General features: G+C 73.0%; 16 protein-coding genes and 1 pseudogene. 13 read left to right on the plus strand and 4 right to left on the minus strand.

All coding sequences use genetic code 11. The annotated features are described in order from the left end of the window. The first annotated feature begins 188 nt into the window (after positions 1-188). Both AC6F7H_RS21595 and AC6F7H_RS21600 read left to right on the plus strand, forming a co-directional pair. Positions 189-1205, plus strand: coding sequence for a C40 family peptidase (locus tag AC6F7H_RS21595; protein ID WP_500758561.1), 1017 nt, complete (start codon positions 189-191; stop codon positions 1203-1205). Positions 1206-1238: 33 nt separating this feature from the next. Continuing rightward, a complete protein-coding gene (locus AC6F7H_RS21600; RefSeq protein ID WP_500758562.1) occupies positions 1239-2429 on the plus strand; it encodes a hypothetical protein in 1191 nt (396 codons plus the stop codon). Between the two features lie 34 nt (positions 2430-2463). Here AC6F7H_RS21600 and AC6F7H_RS21605 read toward each other — a convergent pair whose 3' ends face one another. Beyond that, complete coding sequence (locus AC6F7H_RS21605; protein WP_500758563.1) at positions 2464-3702, minus strand: glycosyltransferase 87 family protein; 1239 nt, start codon at positions 3700-3702, stop codon at positions 2464-2466. Positions 3703-4111: 409 nt separating this feature from the next. Here AC6F7H_RS21605 and AC6F7H_RS21610 point away from each other — a divergent pair, with 409 nt between their 5' ends. Continuing rightward, the gene (locus AC6F7H_RS21610; protein ID WP_500758564.1) at positions 4112-5254 is read left to right on the plus strand and encodes a glycosyltransferase family 4 protein; all 1143 of its coding nucleotides are present in this window, start codon (positions 4112-4114) and stop codon (positions 5252-5254) included. 134 nt (positions 5255-5388) lie between these two features. Here AC6F7H_RS21610 and AC6F7H_RS21615 read toward each other — a convergent pair whose 3' ends face one another. Next, on the minus strand, positions 5389-7212 hold the full coding sequence (locus tag AC6F7H_RS21615) for an AMP-dependent synthetase/ligase (RefSeq protein ID WP_500758565.1): 1824 nt from the start codon (positions 7210-7212) through the stop codon (positions 5389-5391). 298 nt (positions 7213-7510) lie between these two features. Between AC6F7H_RS21615 and AC6F7H_RS21620 the strand changes: the two genes are divergently transcribed. The 7 genes and pseudogenes from AC6F7H_RS21620 to AC6F7H_RS21650 all read left to right on the plus strand — a co-directional run bounded on the left by AC6F7H_RS21620 (position 7511) and on the right by AC6F7H_RS21650 (position 13666). Then, positions 7511-8308, plus strand: a complete 798-nt coding sequence (locus AC6F7H_RS21620) for a metallophosphoesterase family protein (protein WP_500758566.1) — start codon at positions 7511-7513, stop codon at positions 8306-8308. 146 nt (positions 8309-8454) lie between these two features. After that, a complete protein-coding gene (locus tag AC6F7H_RS21625; protein WP_500758567.1) occupies positions 8455-8934 on the plus strand; it encodes an SRPBCC family protein in 480 nt (159 codons plus the stop codon). Positions 8935-8991: 57 nt separating this feature from the next. Continuing rightward, the gene (locus AC6F7H_RS21630) at positions 8992-10206 is read left to right on the plus strand and encodes an ArsA family ATPase (RefSeq protein WP_500758568.1); all 1215 of its coding nucleotides are present in this window, start codon (positions 8992-8994) and stop codon (positions 10204-10206) included. 57 nt (positions 10207-10263) lie between these two features. Further along, complete coding sequence (locus AC6F7H_RS21635) at positions 10264-10824, plus strand: DUF5304 domain-containing protein (protein ID WP_500758569.1); 561 nt, start codon at positions 10264-10266, stop codon at positions 10822-10824. Positions 10825-10926: 102 nt separating this feature from the next. Further along, positions 10927-11880, plus strand: a complete 954-nt coding sequence (locus AC6F7H_RS21640; protein WP_500758570.1) for an ROK family glucokinase — start codon at positions 10927-10929, stop codon at positions 11878-11880. A 186-nt stretch (positions 11881-12066) separates the two neighbouring features. Continuing rightward, positions 12067-12597: pseudogene (locus tag AC6F7H_RS21645) on the plus strand (VOC family protein). Positions 12598-12907: 310 nt separating this feature from the next. Next, complete coding sequence (locus AC6F7H_RS21650) at positions 12908-13666, plus strand: endonuclease/exonuclease/phosphatase family protein (protein ID WP_500758571.1); 759 nt, start codon at positions 12908-12910, stop codon at positions 13664-13666. 24 nt (positions 13667-13690) lie between these two features. Here the strand turns inward: AC6F7H_RS21650 and AC6F7H_RS21655 are convergent, their stop codons facing one another. Together AC6F7H_RS21655 and AC6F7H_RS21660 are read right to left on the minus strand one after the other, a co-directional pair. After that, a complete protein-coding gene (locus tag AC6F7H_RS21655) occupies positions 13691-14323 on the minus strand; it encodes a hypothetical protein (protein WP_500758572.1) in 633 nt (210 codons plus the stop codon). After that, the gene (locus AC6F7H_RS21660) at positions 14316-15113 is read right to left on the minus strand and encodes an alpha/beta hydrolase (protein ID WP_500758573.1); all 798 of its coding nucleotides are present in this window, start codon (positions 15111-15113) and stop codon (positions 14316-14318) included. Before AC6F7H_RS21660 ends, AC6F7H_RS21655 begins: the two co-directional genes overlap by 8 nt. Positions 15114-15343: 230 nt before the next feature. On the opposite strand from AC6F7H_RS21660, the gene AC6F7H_RS21665 reads away from it, so the two are divergent. From AC6F7H_RS21665 to AC6F7H_RS21675, 3 genes are read left to right on the plus strand one after another with little or no spacing between them, the layout of a single operon-like run. After that, positions 15344-16117, plus strand: a complete 774-nt coding sequence (locus AC6F7H_RS21665; protein WP_500758574.1) for a lysophospholipid acyltransferase family protein — start codon at positions 15344-15346, stop codon at positions 16115-16117. 36 nt (positions 16118-16153) lie between these two features. Continuing rightward, entirely contained in the window at positions 16154-17395 is a 1242-nt protein-coding gene (macS, locus tag AC6F7H_RS21670; protein ID WP_500758575.1) for a MacS family sensor histidine kinase, read from the plus strand. Then, positions 17392-18090, plus strand: coding sequence for a response regulator (locus AC6F7H_RS21675; RefSeq protein WP_500758576.1), 699 nt, complete (start codon positions 17392-17394; stop codon positions 18088-18090). Before macS ends, AC6F7H_RS21675 begins: the two co-directional genes overlap by 4 nt. Positions 18091-18111: the final 21 nt, after the last annotated feature.

Genomic DNA, 18111 nt, shown 5'->3' on the forward strand with positions numbered 1-18111 from the left:
GCGGCGGGGTCGCGTACCTCCGTTCGGGGGAATCGTGGCCCGCCGTCCGACCCCACGCCCCGCCTGTGACCTGCGGTCAGAGGCGGGGCGTCACCGTGTGTGGCCACCCGGGTCGTTGGTCGGCCGCCCGCCTCGGGGTTACTGTCTGCCGCGTTTCCCCGTCCGTCAGCGGAAGGAGCGCGGTCCCCGTGGGGTCCCATCGACGCCTTGCACCCTCCCCCGGTCTCGACCGGGGCACCACCGTCGCCTTAGGCCTCCTGTCCGCGGCGGCAGCCGCCCTGGGCGCCGTACCGGCGACGGCCGCCCCGCACGACGACCCGGCGGCCGACGTGGACCGCCTCTACGAGGAGGCCGAGCGGGCGACCGAGGCGTACAACGAGGCCGACTCCCGCGCGGACGCCCTGCGGGGGCGGATCAACACCGTCCAGGACGAGATCGCCCGGCAGCAGGAGCGTGTCAACACCCTGCGGGAGTCGCTCGGTTCGCTGGCCGGCGCGCAGTACCGCTCCGGCGGGCTCGACCCCTCCCTCACCCTGCTCCTCTCCGACGACCCGGAGGACTACCTCGAACGGGCCTCGGTGCTCGACCGGCTCACCGCCCGCCAGGCCGGCCGGCTGAAGGAACTCCAGAAGGCCGGGCGCGCCCTGGACCAGAACCGCGCGAAGGCCTCCCACAAGCTGGAAGAGCTGGAGCGGAGCCGCAAGGCGGCCGCCGCCCACAAGAAGACCGTGGAGCGCAAACTCGCCGAGGCCCGGCGGCTGCTCGACGCGCTCCCCGACGCCGAACGCGCCGCCTACGAGCGGACTGCTCGATCCGGCCTCTCCGGCCTGCCCGGCCCGGTCGGCGCCGCGGCCGCCTCCGGCCGCGCGGCCGCCGCCGTCGCCGCCGCCCGCTCCGCGCTCGGCTCGCCCTACGTCTGGGGCGCCAACGGGCCCTCCGGGTTCGACTGTTCCGGCCTGATGCAATGGTCGTACGCGCAGGCCGGGGTGGCCCTGCCACGCACCTCGCAGGCCCAGCGGCACGCCGGCCGGCAGGTCCCGCTCTCCCAGGCCCGGCCCGGCGACCTGGTGCTCTACCGGTCCGACGCCAGCCATGTCGGGATGTACGCGGGCAACGGTCAGGTGATCCACGCGCCCCACCCCGGCGCTCCCGTGCGCTACGACCCGGTCGGGATGATGCCGGTCTCGTCCGTCACCAGGGTCTGACCGGAGCGGCCCGGCGCCCGTACCCTCACAAGGATGGCTGGTCGAAGGCGGGTGTCGGGTGCGCCGGTGATGGCGCTGTGTCTGCTGCTCGTCTCCCTGGCCGGCTGCGGCGACCGGCCGGCCGTCGACGGCGCACACGCCGAGGTGCAGGCACTGCTCGACCGGCGGGCCGGGGCCGTCCTCGGTCACGACGCCGCCGCCTACGCCCGCACCGGCACCCGGGCCGGGTACGACAGCCTGCGGGAGGTGCCGCTGGCCGACTGGACCTACCGCGTGACCGCGGTGCGCCGAACGGGCGGCACCGCCACCGTCGACGCCGACCTCGGCTACCGCGTCGCGGGCTACGACCGGGCCCCGGTCACCACCGCCCGCACCCTGCGCCTGACCCGGCACGACGACGGCCGGTGGTCCGTCGACTCCGACCGGCCGGCCGAGAAGGCCGGCCGGCAGCTGTGGGACCAGGGCGCGGTGCGTGCCGTGCACGGGGAACGGAGCCTGGTGCTCGGTGTCGGACAGCCCGAGGGGAAACTGCGCGACTACGCCGAACTGGCCGACCGCGCGGTGCCGTCGGTGTCGGACGCGTGGGGCCCGCGGTGGGAACGGCGCGTCGTCGTCCTGGTCCCGGGCTCCCTGGAGGAGATGGCGGGGCTGCTGGGCTCGCCCGCCTCCTCCTACCGGGGGATCGCGGCCGTCACCACCGGCGAGACCGGTGCCGGCGCGAAGTCACCCGCGGACCGGGTCATCGTCAACCCGGACGCCTTCGGAATGCTCGGCGACTCGGGCCGGCAGGTCGTGGTCACCCACGAGACCACCCACGTCGCCACCCGCGCCCACACCACCGCCTCGACCCCGCTGTGGCTGTCCGAGGGCTTCGCCGACTGGGTCGGCTACCGGGGCGGCGACCGCCTCCCGGCCGACGCGGCACCGGAACTCGCCCGTGCGGTGAGGCACGGAGAGGTGCCCTCCGGGCTGCCGGACGACGACGACTTCGGCTTCTCCGGCGACGCCGACGGCCTCGCCCGCGCCTATGAGAGCGGCTGGATGGCCTGCCGCCTCATCGCGGAGCGCTGGGGCGAGGAACGCCTCGGCGCGTTCTATCGTGCCGTGGGCGCGCACGCGCGGCGGGACGGCGCGGTCGAGGACGCGATGCGCCGAGTCCTCGGCACCACACCGGAGGCCTTCACCTTCTCCTGGCAGGACTACCTGCGCGAGCAACTCGACTGACCCGGCCCGGACGTTCGCCGCACTGGGAGACCGGTCAGGAGGAGACCGGTGTTCTCGTGGCGCTTCGGTGGTGGGGAGCGGGAGCCGTGGGCGGGAGCCCTCGGGGGACCGTCGCGCGCCACAGGGTGCGGGCGGCGAGGAAGGTGGCGGCCACCAGCAGGCCGTTGCGGAGGAACAGCAGGGCGATGCCGAGCGGGTCACTGGCCACGACGTGCGCGAACCACAGCGGGAACTCCAGCACCGTCACGAACGACGCGACCAGCACCAGGGCCACCGGCAGCCGCATCCGGCTTTCACGGTGGCACAGGCAGACCGCGGCGAGCCCGACCAGCCACACCATGTACTGCGGGCTGATCACCCGGCTGGTGGTGGTGAACATCAGCACGGCCACGAACGCGGCGTCGGCGAGGGTGTGCGGCTCGAAGCGGGTGGCCAGCAGCCGCCACAGCACCAGCCAGGCCAGGGCCGCCCCGGTCAGCAACATGGCGCCCGTGCTCACCCAGGTCACATACGGGCCGAGGAACTCCACCGAGCCGTAGTTGAGCAGCACCTGGCCGTCCCAGCCGTAGTGCCGGGCGACATGGAGGACCAGCGCGCCCAGCGACTCCACCTCCGTGCCCCGGTCGCGCTGAAAGCCCAGGAACGCGAACGCGCCCGGCATGAACACCGCGAACACGCCCGCCACCGCGACACCGGTCACCACGGCCGACACCCATGCGGAACGCCGGCGGACACCGAGCAGCAGCATCACCGGCCACACCTTCAGCAACGCGCCGAAGGCCGCCAGCGCCCCCAGCAGCCGGGGACGCCGGGTACCGGCCAGCAGCGCGGCCACCGCCACCGCGGTCACCATCACGTCGTAGCGGGCGTACACCGTCGGCCCGAGCAGCGGCACGCCCGCCACCCACACCCAGGCGCCGCGACGGCTCAGGCCCGGCCGTCCGCCCGCGTACAGCAGCAGTGCCAGGGTGGCCAGGTCGGCGAGGAACACCAGGACGAAGAACGCCGTGGCGTAGCCCAGGAACGGCAGCAGGCCGGGGGAGAGGATCGCCAGCGCCGCCGCGGGCGGGTACTGCCAGGTCACGTCGTCCAGCGGGAACGTTCCGGTGCGCAGGACGTCGTACCAGCCCCGGTAGATCCCGGACACGTCGCTGGTGACATCCGGGCCGGGGAAGACGACCACCTTCAGGACCCACAACAGCAGGACGGTCCTCGTCAGCCCCCAGAGTGCGAGCAGCCGGGCCGGGGACCCGCGCGAGCCCATCGTGTTCACGTGATCTCCTTCGAGGACGCCCAGGCCTTCAGGCCGGGGTGGGGGTACGTGACCGGGTGGAGCGCCTGCCGTGCGTTGCGAGAACCAAGCGCGCACACCGTGCCGATCGGGAGCCAGGACGGCACACCCGGGCTTTGCTCGACGAACCGGGCAGGTTCCGTCCCGGCCGGTGTCGAGGGAGTAGGACCTTGCAGGTCGCCGACCTGGGGGGCTTCCTGAGCCAGGAATCCCCCCGCTTGAGCTGGGGGAGGGTTCAAGTGATTCCTGCCCGTCCGTGTGCGGTCCCGAGGGGCCATGATGTCGTGGACCCCGGTGAGCGTGCCACAGCGGCCCGCCGGGACCCGGCGCCGAATCAGCCCTCCCGGCCGGTTCGGTGCCGGGTGCCGGCGGTTCGGTAGGGTCGGCGACGATGCACAAGACCCTGATCGTGACCAACGACTTCCCGCCCCGGCCCGGCGGCATCCAGGCATTCCTGCACAACATGGCGCTGCGGCTCGACCCCGAGCGCCTCGTCGTCCACGCCTCCACCTGGAAGCGTTCCCGGGAGGGCGCCCTGGCTACCGCCGCCTTCGACGCCGAGCAGCCCTTCACCGTCGTACGCGCCCGTACGACGATGCTGCTGCCGACCCCGCAGGCGACCCGGCAGGCCGTCGCCCTGCTGCGCGAACACGGGTGCACCTCGGTGTGGTTCGGGGCGGCGGCGCCGCTCGGACTGATGGCGCCGGCGCTGCGCCGGGCGGGTGCCGAGCGGATCGTGGCCACCACCCACGGCCACGAGGCGGGCTGGGCCCAGCTCCCCGCCGCCCGGCAACTGCTGCGCCGGATCGGCGAGTCCACGGACACGATCACCTACCTCGGCGAGTACACGCGCTCGCGGATCGCGGGGGCGCTCACGCCCGGCGCGGCCTCGCGGATGGTGCGGCTTCCGCCCGGGGTCGACGAGAAGACCTTCCACCCCGGCTCCGGCGGCGACGAGGTCCGGGCCCGGCTCGGCCTGACCGACCGCCCGGTGGTCGTCTGCGTCTCCCGGCTGGTGCCGCGCAAGGGGCAGGACACGCTGATCCGCGCCATGCCCGCGATCCTGGCCGCCGAGCCGGACGCCGTACTGCTGATCGTCGGCGGTGGGCCCTACGAGAAGGACCTGCGCCGGCTCGCCCAGGACACCGGGGTGGCCGGCTCCGTCCGCTTCACCGGCGCCGTGCCCTGGTCCGAGCTGCCCGCCCACTACGGCGCCGGGGACGTCTTCGCGATGCCCTGCCGCACCCGGCGCGGCGGACTGGACGTGGAGGGGCTCGGCATCGTCTACCTGGAGGCCTCCGCGACCGGCCTGCCCGTCGTCGCCGGTGACTCGGGTGGCGCCCCCGACGCGGTCCTCGACGGCGAGACCGGCTGGGTCGTCCGGGGCGACACCCCCGCCGAGTCCGCCGACCGCATCATCACCCTCCTCGCCGACGGGGAACTCCGCCGCAGGATGGGCGAGCGGGGCCGGGCCTGGGTCGAGGAGAAATGGCGCTGGGACCTCCTGGCGGACAAACTGAGGACCCTGCTCTGATCCCAACTCGGCCCCCGGCCGCAAGCCGACCCCTCCGGCCTCGACTCTGCCCCTCCGGCGCTCGAGGAGCGGGGGTCCGGGTGGCAGAGCCCCCGGGGACGGGAAGGGGCGGTGGGTGCGTGGGCGAAAAACGCCTACTTCGCGTAGATCGCCTCGATCTCGTGCGCGTAGTCCTTCGCCACCACATTCCGCTTCAGCTTCAACGACGGGGTCAAATGCCCCGACTCCTCCGTGAACTGAGCAGGCAGCACCCGGAACTTCCGCACCGACTCCGCCTTGGAGACCGCCGCGTTCCCGTCGTCGATCGCCGTCTGGATCGCGGCGATCAGATCGGGGTCCTCGCTCAGCGACGCCGCCGTGGCCCCCTCCGGCTTGCCGTGCTCCGCCGCCCAGCGGACCAGGAACTCCTCGTCGACGGTGACCAGCGCGCCCACGAACGGCCGCCCGTCGCCGACCACCATGCACTCCGCGACCAGCGCGTGCGCGCGGATCCGGTCCTCGAGCACGGCCGGCGCCACGTTCTTGCCGCCCGCGGTCACGAGGATCTCCTTCTTGCGCCCGGTGATGCTCAGGTACCCGTCCTCGTCGAGGGTGCCGATGTCGCCGGTGTGGAACCAGCCGTCGGCCAGCGCCTCCTCCGTCGCGCCCGGGTTGTTCCAGTACTCCTTGAACAGATGTTCGCCGTGCAGCAGCACCTCGCCGTCGTCGGCTATGCGGACCACCGAGCCGGGCAGCGGCTGTCCGACCGTGCCGATCTTCGGCCGGTCCCAGGGGTTGAACGTGGTGGCCGCGCAGGACTCGGTGAGCCCGTACCCCTCCAGCACCGTGAAGCCGATGCCACGGAAGAAGTGGCCGAGGCGCTCGCCCAGCGGCGCGCCGCCGGAGATGGCGGCCTCGCCGCGCCCGCCGAGCACCGCGCGCAGCTTGCCGTACACGAGCCGGTCGAAGACCTTGTGCTTGATCCGCAGACCGAGGGACGGGCCCGACGGCGTGTCCAGCGCCTTGCTGTACACGATGGCGGTGTCCGCCGCCTGGTCGAAGATCCGGCCCTTGCCGTCGGCCTGTGCCTTGGCCCGCGCCGAGTTGTAGACCTTCTCGAAGACCCGCGGCACGCCCAGGATCAACGTCGGCCGGAACGCGGCCAGTTCGTCGGTGAGCTGCTTGATGTCCGGGACGCAGCCCAGCTTGATCGGCGCCATCATCGGCGCGATCTGCACCAGTCGGCCGAAGACGTGCGCGAGCGGGAGGAAGAGCAGGACCGAGCACTCGCCGGTGCGGAACAGCGGGCGCAGCCGCTCCACGATGTTGCCGCACTCGGCGAAGAAGCTGCGGTGGGTGAGCACACAGCCCTTGGGGCGGCCGGTGGTGCCGGAGGTGTAGACGATGGTCGCCGGGTCGTCGGCCCTGGCGACGGAGCTGCGCTCCTCGACCGTCTCGTCGGTGACGTCCCGACCGAGCCGTCCCAGCTCGGCGATCGCACCGCCGGCGAGTGCGCCGCCCGCGATCGCGCCGTCGATCTGCCACACGTGTTTCAGCGTGGGCAGCCGGTCGCGCAGCGACTCCACCGCGGCCGCGTGGCCGTCGCTCTCCACCACACAGGCGGTGGCGCCGGAGTCGCCGAGGATCCAGGCCACCTGCTCCGGCGAACTGGTCTCGTACACCGGCACGGTGACCGCGCCGGCGCTCCAGATCGCGAAGTCCAGCAGGGTCCACTCGTAGCGGGTGCGGGACATCAGCCCCACCCGGTCGCCGGGCCGGACACCGGAGGCGATGAGCCCCTTGGCGGCAGCCCGCACCTCGTCGAGGAAGGCGGTCGCCGTCACGTCCTGCCACGCGCCGTCGACCTTGCGGGCGATGACGGCGACGTCGGGGTGCTGCGCGGCGTTTCTGCGGATGATGTCGGTCAGATTGCCGTCCGCAGGGACCTCGTACAGAGCCGGAAGGCTGAACTCGCGCAAGACTGCTGCTCCTCTTAGGGCGCCGGCGCCACGACGTTGTGCGACGCGACGAAGGTGCGGTCCAGGGCTTGGGCGGGTACTCGAGGATTCAGCCGTTGAAAACCCGAGCACGAGTGGACTGCCCGGACGTTACCCGCCGGTACGGGTACTACGACAGGGGGCCCGGAGAGATGTTCGCTGCGTCACACAGCTGGGTGGTTCATCACGCACAGTATTCCACTGCCGCACCGTCGAGCCAGTTACCGCAGGTCCGGTCACCACTGTTCACACGGGACGTACCCGCCTACCCTTGATCGCCATGGCTTCCACACCAGACGGGGACCGGCGCACGCGCGTCCATGTGGTCAGCGACGTGCACGGCAACGCCCGTGACCTGGCCCGCGCCGGCGACGGCGCGGACGCTCTGATCTGCCTGGGCGACCTGGTGCTCTTCCTCGACTACGCCGACCACTCCCGCGGCATCTTCCCCGACCTGTTCGGTGTGGAGAACGCCGACCGGATCGTGGAACTGCGCACCGCCCGCCGCTTCGAGGAGGCCCGCGTGTTCCAGTCCCGGCTGTGGGCGGGCATCGGCGAGGACCGCGCCGGGGCGATCGAGAAGGCGGTGCGCAAGCAGTACGCCGAGATGTTCGCCGCCTTCCCCGCACCCACGTACGCCACCTACGGCAATGTCGACATGCCGGCCCTGTGGCAGGAGTACGCGGGCCCCGGCACCACCGTCCTCGACGGCGAACGGGTGGAAATCGGCGGCCGGACCTTCGGCTTCGTCGGCGGCGGACTGCGTACGCCCATGAGAACGCCGTACGAGATCAGCGACGAGGAGTACGCGGCGAAGATCGAGGCCGTCGGCGAGGTCGACGTGCTGTGCACGCACATCCCGCCGGAGGTCCCGGAGCTGGTGTACGACACCGTGGCGCGCCGCTTCGAGCGCGGCAGCCGGGCCCTGCTGGACGCCATCCACCGCACCAGGCCGCGGTACGCGCTGTTCGGGCATGTGCACCAGCCGCTGGTCCGGCGCATGCGGATCGGGGCCACCGAGTGCGTGAACGTGGGGCACTTCGCGGCCGGCGGCCGGCCCTGGGCCCTCGAGTGGTGAGGACGTCCGCCGAGTTGCGGCCGGACGAGCCGCGGTCGGATGAGTGGCGCCCGCCGGGTGCGCGATAGCCTTCCGCTGCACGGGCGTGCGCGTGGGCCGCGCACGGCGATCCGAACCACCGGCCCGCACCTGGAGGAGCCACGGCGATGGCGGAACACACCAGCTCGAGCATCACGATCGAGGCGGCACCGGCCGATGTCATGGGGGTGATCGCCGACTTCGCCCGCTACCCGGACTGGACCGGCGAGGTGAAGGAGGCCGAGGTCCTCAAGTCCGACGACCGGGGCCGGGCCGAGCAGGTGCGCCTCGTCATGGACGCCGGAGCGATCAAGGACGACCAGACCCTCGCGTACACCTGGACCGGTGAGCACGAGGTCTCCTGGACGCTGGTGAAGTCCCAGATGCTGCGCTCCCTGGACGGCTCCTACCTCCTGACGCCGACCGGCGCGGGCACCACCGAGGTCACCTACCGGCTCACCGTCGACGTCAAGATCCCGATGCTCGGCATGATCAAGCGCAAGGCCGAGAAGGTCATCATCGACCGGGCCCTGGCGGGACTGAAGAAGCGGGTGGAGTCGGGTGAGGAGCCGGCCGCCGGGTCCGGCGGGAAGCCGGCCGCGGAGTAGCACCGGCCGGGAGGGAGCGGCGCCGGTCGGGCACGGGCCCGGGTACCGTTCACCCTCATGCGTACCCTCCTGATCACGGGCCCCGGCGGCAACGGACGTACCACCGTCGCTGCGGCCACCGCGCTCGCCGCAGCCCGTGCGGGCACCCGCGTCCTGGTGCTGGGCACCGACCGGGTGGACACGCTGGGCGCCGTCCTGGGGACGCCCCTGGGCGCCGAGCCCGTCGAGGTCGAGCAGGGGCTCACCGCCCGGCGGGTCGACGCCGACGCGGACTTCCGCACCGACCTGGCCGCCCTGCAGGACCGGGCCGCCACGGCGCTCGACCTGTTCGGCGCGTCCCGACTCGACCCCGAGGAGCTCGGCCCACTGCCCGGCGCCGAGGAGCTCTCCGTGCTGCGTGCCCTGCGGGACGCGGCGCTGTCACAGGCGTACGACCTGCTCGTCGTCGATCTCCCGCCCACCCCGCAGGCCCTCGCCCTCCTCGCCCTCCCCGAGGAGCTCCGCCGCTGCCTGCGCCGCCTTCTCCCGCCGGAACGCCAGGCCGCCCGCGCCCTGCGCCCCGTGCTCGGCCGCCTCGCCGGGGTCCCGATGCCCGCGGAGTGGCTGTACGAGACGGCCGCCCGCTGGGACACCGAACTGGCCGCGGTCGAGGCCGTCCTCGCCGACCGGGACACCGCCGTACGGCTGGTCGCCGAACCCGGACCGGCCGGCGCCGACGCGGTACGCGCCGCGGGCCTGGGCCTCGCCCTGCGCGGACTGCGCACCGACGAGCTGGTCGCCGGGCGCCTCCTGCCCGAGGACGTCGAGGACGGCCGGCTCGCCGACCTGGTCGCCCAGCAGCGCAAGACCCTGGACGAATGGCGCGAGACGTACGACGTCCACCCGGTCGCCCACCTGGGACGCGACCCGCGGGGCCCGGACGACCTCGCCGCGCTCGCCGTACCCGGCGTGCCGGCCGCCGAGGGGACACAGGCCGGGGTCGAGTGGCCCGTCACCGGCCTTCCCCACTCCCGGCTCTCCTCGAGCCGGGAGCCCTCCACCGCCGACGACGACGTACTGGTCTGGCACATCCCCCTGCCCGGCGCCCGGCGCGAGGAACTGGACCTGATCCGGCGCGGCGACGAACTCACCGTCACCGCCGGGCCGTTCCGGCGGACCGTCCCGCTGCCCTCCGCGCTGCGCCGCTGCACCGTGGACGGCGCGGCCCTGCGCGAGGGCGAGCTGCGCATCCGGTTCCGGCCGGATCCGCGGCTGTGGCCGCGCACCCCGTGAAGCCGGTGCGGCCGTTCGGGTAACGTCGGAGGGGCCCACCATAATCAGGAGTCCGTCATGAGCGATCAGCTCCCCCCGCCCGACGCCGCCGGGGACGAACCCGTGGACGACGTACGCGCCGCGGACGAGGCGCGCACCGCCCCCGACGCGGATGCCTGGGCGACGGCGTGCGCCGAGGACCTCGAGGCGGAGAAGGCCCGCCGCCGCGCCCAGTACGGGCCGCCGCCCGGGTCGGCCGCCGAGGAGCTGAAGAAACTCGTCGACGCGGTCGCCGAGAAGTTCGACCAGCTCACCGGAGGCCTCCAGGCCCCCCTGTTCGGAGCGGTCGCCGGGCCGGCCGCGCAGCAGGTGGTGCGCCAGGTCGTCCAGCAGGCCAGGGCAGTCGTGGAACCGGTCGTCGAGCGCAACCCGGATGTCTTCGACCACCTCGCCGCCGCGGGCAACGAACTGCTCGCCGCCTACCGTTCCGCGGTCCAAAACCAGGAACGCCGCTGGACGACCCGGGACACCCGCGCCTGGAACCCCGACGAGGCCCGGGACGAGGGCGGCAAGGGCGACCCGGGCCGGGACCGGGGCGACGAGCCGGGTACCGGCGGGGAACGCATCGACCTGGACTGAGGGCCCCGAAGCCGGTGAGCGGTCCCGCCGGTGCCGGGAACCCGGCGGCAGGGCCTCGGGTACCGTGGGCGGTAGCGGGGCTCGACCGGAACTGAGGGATTCATGGGACTCACCATCGGCGTCGACATCGGCGGCACCAAGATCGCGGCCGGCGTGGTCGACGAGGAAGGCAACATCCTCTCGGTCCACAAGGTGCCGACCCCGGGCACGCCCGACGGCATCGTGGACGCCATCGCCTCCGCGGTGGAGGGAGCACGCGCGGGCCACGAGATCGTCGGCGTGGGCATCGGTGCGGCCGGATACGTCAACCGCCAGCGCTCGGCGGTGTACTTCGCCCCCAACATCTACTGGCGCAACGAGCCGCTCAAGGAGAAGGTCGAGGCCCGCACGGGTCTTCCCGTCGTCGTGGAGAACGACGCCAACGCCGCGGCCTGGGGCGAGTACAAGTTCGGCGCCGGCAAGGGCCACCGCAACGTCATCTGCATCACGCTCGGCACCGGCCTGGGCGGTGGCGTCATCATCGGCAACAAGCTGCGCCGGGGCCACTTCGGCGTGGCCGCCGAGTTCGGGCACATCCGGATGGTGCCGGACGGCCTGCTGTGCGGCTGCGGCTCGCAGGGCTGCTGGGAGCAGTACGCCTCCGGCCGCGCCCTCGTCCGGTACGCCACCCAGCGCGCCAACGCGACCCCCGAGAACGCGGAGACGCTGCTCTCCCTGGGCGACGGCACCCCCGAGGGCATCGAGGGCAAGCACGTCTCCATGGCCGCCCGCCAGGGCGACCCGGTGGCCGTCGACTCCTACCGCGAGCTGGCCCGCTGGGTCGGCGCGGGCCTCGCGGACCTGGCCTCTCTCTTCGACCCGTCCGCGTTCATCGTCGGCGGCGGTCTCTCCGAGGAGGGCGAGCTGGTCCTCGACCCGATTCGCAAGTCCTACAAGCGCTGGCTGGTCGGCGGCAACTGGCGCCCGGTGGCCGAGGTCCGCGCCGCCGAACTCGGCAACAAGGCCGGCCTGGTGGGCGCAGCCGACCTGGCCCGGCAACCCGACCCCATCATGTGATCTCCCCTCCCTACGCGCACGGCGGCGCCCGCCCGGTCCCCGAGGGGACCGGGCGGGCGCCGCCGTTTCCGCGCCGTACGTGCCGCGGCCTTCTGTACAGGACGGCCGCAGGCTGTACAGGACGGCCGCAGGCCTGTTCTCCGCCTACCGCCGCTGTCGACCGCCGACTTCAGCGAAGGGACCGCGATGTCCCAGCGGACCGACGCCGCACCGAAGGGCCGTACCACCGTCGCGCCCTGGGCCGTCACCGACGACACGGGGGCCTTCCCGACCTCGTCATCCGGGCGTTCGGGGGCGAGGAGCGCGGCAGGGTGCGGACCGGGGACGGCTCCATCGGGCACGGTGAGATCCGAGTCGGGGACACCGTCGTGTCGGCGTTCGACCGGCGTCCGGACCGGCCCGCCCTGCCGAGCCTGCTGACCGTGTTCGCCGCCGACGCGGACCAGGCGTGCGCGGGCCGTCGCGGCCGGCGGCCGGGTCGTCACTCCGGTGGCCGACGGCGCCTTCGGGCAGCACGGAGGGCGTGTCAAGTGCCCCTTCGGCGACATCTGGCGGGTGACCGGCCACGTCGAGGACCTCTCCGAGGACGAGACGTGGAGGCGGCTGCAGGACCCCGTGTACGCCGAGACGACGCGCGTGGCCCAGGAGACGCTCGACGCCGAGCTCAGTGGTCGAGGCCACGGGCACAGCAGCGCCCCGGTCAGGACGACCGGCTGACCCGTGGCGGGCTCACCGGCCCGTACAGGGCGGCTTGTACGGGCCGGTGCCGGGCCGCGAACGCGTCCCCGCCCGGCTGCCGGGACGTCGCAGCAGTGGCACCGAGGGCGACAGCCGGGTGGAAGCGGCCCTTGCGCCCGGTGCCGTGCGCGTGCACGACTCGAAGGCGCGGGACGGCCCGTGGTGCGCGGTCTTCTCGCCCACGGGGCGTGACCTCGTCGGGCGGGTGAGGTGCTGCCCTGGTCGGTTTCACGTCGACGTCGGTCCGCACGACACTCTTGACGGTGCGGGTCGGCGTATCTTGATCCCCATGGCGACGACTCCGCTGCTGCCGGACTCCCGTACCGAGCCGGACGGTTCGGCCGTGGTCCGGGTGCTGAGTTACAACATCCGTTCGATGCGTGATGACACCGACGCGCTGGCCCGGGTGATCGGGGCGTGTGCGCCCGATCTGGTGCTCGTGCAGGAGGCGCCGCGGTTCTTCCGGTGGCGCAAGAAGCTGGCACGGCTCGCCTCCGCCTCCGGACTGGTCACGCTGTCCGGAGGTGCCACGGCCGCCGGGCCCGCCGTCCTGTGTTCCCTGCGGGCGACCGTCGAGCGCACCGAGGACGTGCTGCTACCGCTCACCCCGGGGCTGCACCGGCGCGGCTTCGCCACCGCCGTCGTACGGTTCGGCGGTGCCCGGCTCGGGGTGCTGAGCTGTCACCTGTCGCTGGCGAAGGACGAGCGGTACGAGCAGGGCGGCATGCTCCTGGACCGGCTCGCCGGGATGGGCGTGGAGCACGCGGTCGCGGGCGGTGACGTCAACGAGCGGCCGGACGGCCGCACCTTCCGGCGGCTGGGCGACTCCCTCACGGACTGCTGGGCGGCCGCGCCCTGGGGCGGTGAGTACACCTCGACGCCCATCGAGCCGCAACAGCGCATCGACGCCCTGTTCGCCACGAAGGGCGTCGAGGTCCTGGGCTGCGGTGTCCCGCTCGGCCAGCCGGGGGTGAGCGAGGCGGACCTGAGGGCGGCCACCGACCACCTGCCGGTCCTGGCCGCCCTCAGAGTGCCGGCGGTCGCGTAGACCACGTGGGTGAGGGGCCCGTTCTCAGACCACCGCGCCACGGCCGGGATCGTCGTCGTCCTCGTCGCCGGTGCGCATCCGCATCACCAGGGTGGCGAAGCCGCCCAGAAAGCCGCCGATGCAGAGCGTGGTCAGCCACCAGGTCATCTCCCAGCCGAGCAGTATCGCCAGCAGGAGCAGCACCGGACCGCCCAGCACCCCCAGCCAGGCGAGCTTGGAGGTGAGGTCGGACTCGGGCAGCGGCGGCGGCTCCGGCGGGACGAAGTGGCCCTCGTCGCCGTCGTCGAAGTCGTCCTCCGAGGGCTCGGACACGCTGTAGTCGCGCGGGCCCACGCCCGGCGCGAAGGCGATGGAGCCGCCCAGCGGCTTGGCCGGCTTCTCCCCGGTCTTCGCCGGGGCCTCGGCCTGCGCCGACCCCTCGTCATTGGTCTCGGACTCCAGCAACGCCAGGTCCTCCACAGACTTGAACGGCTTGGCGCCCGCCGGGTCCGGCGGCTCGTCCCCGTACCCGGCGACGATCGCCGCCCACGCGGCGTCCTCGTCGAAGGGAACGGCCTGTTCCTCCGGACCCCGGCCGTCACGGTCCCGGCCGACCTCGCGTGCCTCCCGGTCCTCACGCCCTTCGCGGTCCTCGCGGTCCGAGTCGTGCTCAGCCACCTGTGGTCGTCCCTTCCTTGCCGAGACCGGGCTCGTCGACGGAGCCGGGTGCGAGCCGGCCGATGAACGCGGTGCTCTCCTGGAAGATCCGCTCCGCGTCGTAGTCCAACGTCGCCACGTGGTAGCTCTGTTCCAGCAGGATCTCCGTGACGTCGAGCGACGAGACCCGGCCGAGGATCCGGGCCGAGTCCGCGGGCGGCACCACATGGTCCTGCGGGCTGCGCAGAAGCAGCAGCGGCTGGGTGACCTGGGGCAGTTCGCCGTCGAGCAGGCGCAGGAAGGTGCGCAGGGAGTGGGCCGCGTGCAGCGGTACCCGGTCGTACCCCAGCTCCGTGACCGACGGGTTCGCGATGTCGCTCGCGATCCCCTTCGTCGTGGGGATCAGATGGCGGGCCACGGGCAGCGCGTGCGCGGCCGGTCCGTGCACCTTGTTCGCCGGGTTGACGACCATGACGCCGCTCACCGCGTCGCCGTGCCGCGCGGCCAGCCGCAGGGCGAGCGCGCCGCCCATGGACAGGCCGGCCACGAACACCCGCGCGCACCGGTCCCGCAGCAGCCGCAACTCGTGGTCCACCTCCGCGTACCAGTCCTGCCAGCCGGTCAGCCGCAGGTCCTGCCAGCGGGTGCCGTGCCCGGGGAGCAGGGGCAGCGAGACGGTCAGGCCGTGCTCGGCGAGATGCTCCGCCCAGGGGCGCAGCGACTGCGGTGAACCGGTGAAGCCGTGGCAGAGGAGGACCGCGGTCTCCCCGCCCTCATGGCGATACGGCTCGGCTCCGGTCAGGAGCGGCACCTTGGCCTCCCGGTCTGAAAGTCGTATGAGTCATAGCATTCGTACAGAGGGGCCGTACGCCATGACGGTCATGGCACGGGTGTCATGGGTCGCGCCCGCACATGAGTTGCAGGACCTTCACCGTACGCGACCGCACTGACACCGACCAGGGCCGTCGGAGCCATTGACGGCGCCCCGGGATAGGGTCTGACCCACACGCACAGGAAGGCACTCGGTTGTTTTACGGCGCGATGAAGTTCACCGTCGGAGGGTCGCTGAAGCTCGCCTTCAGGCCCTGGGTGGACGGCCTGGAGAACGTACCCGCCGAGGGCCCGGCCATTCTGGCCAGCAACCACCTGTCGTTCTGCGACTCCTTCTTCCTGCCGGCCGTGCTCGACCGCAAGGTCACCTTCATCGCCAAGGCCGAGTACTTCACCAGCCCGGGTGTCAAAGGCCGGCTCACGGCCGCCTTCTTCAAAGGTGTGGGTCAGCTCCCGGTCGACCGCTCCGGCGCGCGCGGCGCGGGCGAGGCGGCGATCAGGAGCGGTATAGAGGTCGTCGAGCGGGGTGAGCTGTTCGGCATCTACCCCGAGGGCACCCGCTCGCCCGACGGGCGTCTCTACCGGGGCAAGCCCGGCGGTCTCGCGCGCGTGGCGCTGGCCACCGGCGCGCCGGTGATACCCGTCGCCATGATCGACACGGAGAAGGTCCAGCCGCCCGGGAAGGTCGTCCCGAAGCTGATCCGGCCGGGTATCCGCATAGGCAGGCCGTTGGACTTCAGCCGCTACCACGGTATGGAGCACGACCGTTTCGTGCTCCGTGCGGTGACCGACGAGGTCATGTACAAAATCATGCAGCTCTCCGGCCAGGAGTACGTCGACATCTACGCGACCGCCATGAAGCGGCAGCTCGCGGAGGCGGCCAAGGCCGACAAGGAAGCGGAGAAAGCCGAGAAGGCCGAGAAGGCCGAGAAGAAAGCACAGCGGGAGGAGGCCGCCGAGCAGCGGCGGTCCGATCCCCAGTAGTCCGTCAGCGGGTGCGGGGCGGGAGTGGGGGAGGACATGCCCAGGGGTGGGGAAGTCATGAGGATGTCGGTCGAGCAGCCGCTGTGGCGCGCGCTCACCGGCTACCGGGTCCTGACCATGGTCTACGCGGTCGGCCTGTTCGTCACCGCCTACGACGAGTTCGAGCGCCCCTGGCTCGCCGTGGCCTACTTCACAGTGCTGGCCGTATGGACCCTGGCCACCCTGCCCCTGGTCGCGAACGCCGCCCGCTGCACCAGACGCTTCCTCACCACCGACCTGACCATCGCGCTCGTCGGCATCCTGCTCACCCCCGTCGCCGACGCCCACGAGCGGGTCCAGGCGGGCGGCCCGACCATGCCGTCGATCTGGACCGCCGGTTCGGTGCTGGCCTTCGCCATCAAGGGCGGCTGGCGCTGGGCGGCCCTCGCCTCCACCCTGGTGGCCGTCGCCAACCTGGTCGAGCGCGGCAGCCCCGCCCGCGACACCGTGCACAACGTGATCCTCGTCTGGGTCGCCTCCATCGCCATCGGCTACGTCGTCGAGGTCGCCCGTGCCTCCGAGCGCACCCTCGCCCGCGCCCTGGAGATCGAGGCCGCGACGAGGGAACGGGAGCGGCTCGCGCGGGACATCCACGACGGCGTGCTCCAGGTGCTCGCGATGGTGCAGCGGCGCGGGGCGGTGATCGGCGGCGAGGCGGCCGAACTGGGCCGGATGGCCGGCGAGCAGGAGGTGGCGCTGCGCACCCTGGTCTCCGGCGGCCTGGTGCCCGTGCCCAGGGCCTCGCGGGACACGGCAGGGGGAGAGGCCGTACGCGCCGTGGACGACACCGCCGGTGAGGCCGGGGGCGGCCCCGTCGACCTGCGTGCCCTGCTCGCCCCGTACGCCGGTGCCCTGGTCAACCTCGCCGAACCCGGGGCGCCGGTGCCGCTCGCACCGGCCGCCGCGCGGGAGGTCGCCGCCGCCGTCGGGGCGGCCCTGGACAACGTACGCGAGCACGCCGGGCCTGACGCCCGGGCCTGGATCCTGGTCGAGGACGAACCGGACGAGGTGATCGTCACCGTCCGCGACGACGGGCCCGGCATCCCCGAGGGCCGGCTCGCCCAGGCCGAGGGCGAGGGACGACTCGGGGTGGCCCTGTCGATCCGCGGACGGCTGCGCGACCTCGGCGGCAGCGCGGAACTGATCTCGGTGCCGGGTCAGGGCACGGAGGTCGAGCTGAAGGTGCCCAAGGACACGAGGGAAGCGGACGACCCGCGGGGGAAGGCGGAGCAGCGATGACGGACACGGCAGCCGAACGGGAAGCCGACCAGGGCCCGGTCAAGGTGATGGTGGTCGACGACCACCCCATGTGGCGCGACGCCGTCGCGCGCGACCTGTCCGAGTCCGGCTTCGAGGTGGTGGCCACCGCCGGTGACGGCGACCAGGCCGTGCGCCGAGCCAGGGCCGCCGCCCCCGACGTCCTCGTCCTCGACCTGAACCTGCCCGGCAAGCCCGGCGTCCAGGTCTGCAAGGAGGTCGTCGCCGCGAACCCCGCCCTGCGCGTGCTGGTGCTCTCGGCGAGCGGTGAGCACGCCGACGTCCTGGAAGCGGTGAAGTCGGGTGCCACCGGCTATCTGCTGAAGTCGGCCTCGACCCAGGAGCTCCAGGGCGCGGTGCGCCGTACGGCGGCCGGCGACCCGGTGTTCACCCCGGGCCTGGCCGGGCTGGTGCTCGGCGAGTACCGCCGTCTGGCCTCCGATCCGGCACCCGTTCCGGAGAGCGGTGGAACCAAGGCGCCCCGGCTGACCGACCGGGAGACCGAGGTGCTGCGTCTGGTCGCCAAGGGCCTCAGCTACAAGCAGATCGCCGAACGGCTCGTCATCTCCCACCGCACGGTGCAGAACCACGTCCAGAACACCCTCGGCAAGCTCCAGTTGCACAACCGCGTGGAACTCGTCCGCTACGCCATAGAACGCGGCCTCGACGACGAGTAGGGCCCGTCCGGCCCCAGCGGG

Source organism: Streptomyces sp. MMS24-W38, assembly GCF_059889265.1.

What these genes read in the sequence shown, in the direction of transcription:
- AC6F7H_RS21600 (WP_500758562.1), top strand. Translation starts at nt 1,239, where the DNA reads ATGGCTGGTCGAAGGCGGGTGTCGGGTGCGCCGGTGATGGCGCTGTGT.
- AC6F7H_RS21665 (WP_500758574.1), top strand. Translation starts at nt 15,344, where the DNA reads ATGAAGTTCACCGTCGGAGGGTCGCTGAAGCTCGCCTTCAGGCCCTGG.
- macS (WP_500758575.1), top strand. Translation starts at nt 16,154, where the DNA reads ATGCCCAGGGGTGGGGAAGTCATGAGGATGTCGGTCGAGCAGCCGCTG.
- AC6F7H_RS21630 (WP_500758568.1), top strand. Translation starts at nt 8,992, where the DNA reads ATGCGTACCCTCCTGATCACGGGCCCCGGCGGCAACGGACGTACCACC.
- AC6F7H_RS21620 (WP_500758566.1), top strand. Translation starts at nt 7,511, where the DNA reads ATGGCTTCCACACCAGACGGGGACCGGCGCACGCGCGTCCATGTGGTC.
- AC6F7H_RS21625 (WP_500758567.1), top strand. Translation starts at nt 8,455, where the DNA reads ATGGCGGAACACACCAGCTCGAGCATCACGATCGAGGCGGCACCGGCC.
- AC6F7H_RS21635 (WP_500758569.1), top strand. Translation starts at nt 10,264, where the DNA reads ATGAGCGATCAGCTCCCCCCGCCCGACGCCGCCGGGGACGAACCCGTG.
- AC6F7H_RS21650 (WP_500758571.1), top strand. Translation starts at nt 12,908, where the DNA reads ATGGCGACGACTCCGCTGCTGCCGGACTCCCGTACCGAGCCGGACGGT.
- AC6F7H_RS21640 (WP_500758570.1), top strand. Translation starts at nt 10,927, where the DNA reads ATGGGACTCACCATCGGCGTCGACATCGGCGGCACCAAGATCGCGGCC.
- AC6F7H_RS21675 (WP_500758576.1), top strand. Translation starts at nt 17,392, where the DNA reads ATGACGGACACGGCAGCCGAACGGGAAGCCGACCAGGGCCCGGTCAAG.
- AC6F7H_RS21610 (WP_500758564.1), top strand. Translation starts at nt 4,112, where the DNA reads ATGCACAAGACCCTGATCGTGACCAACGACTTCCCGCCCCGGCCCGGC.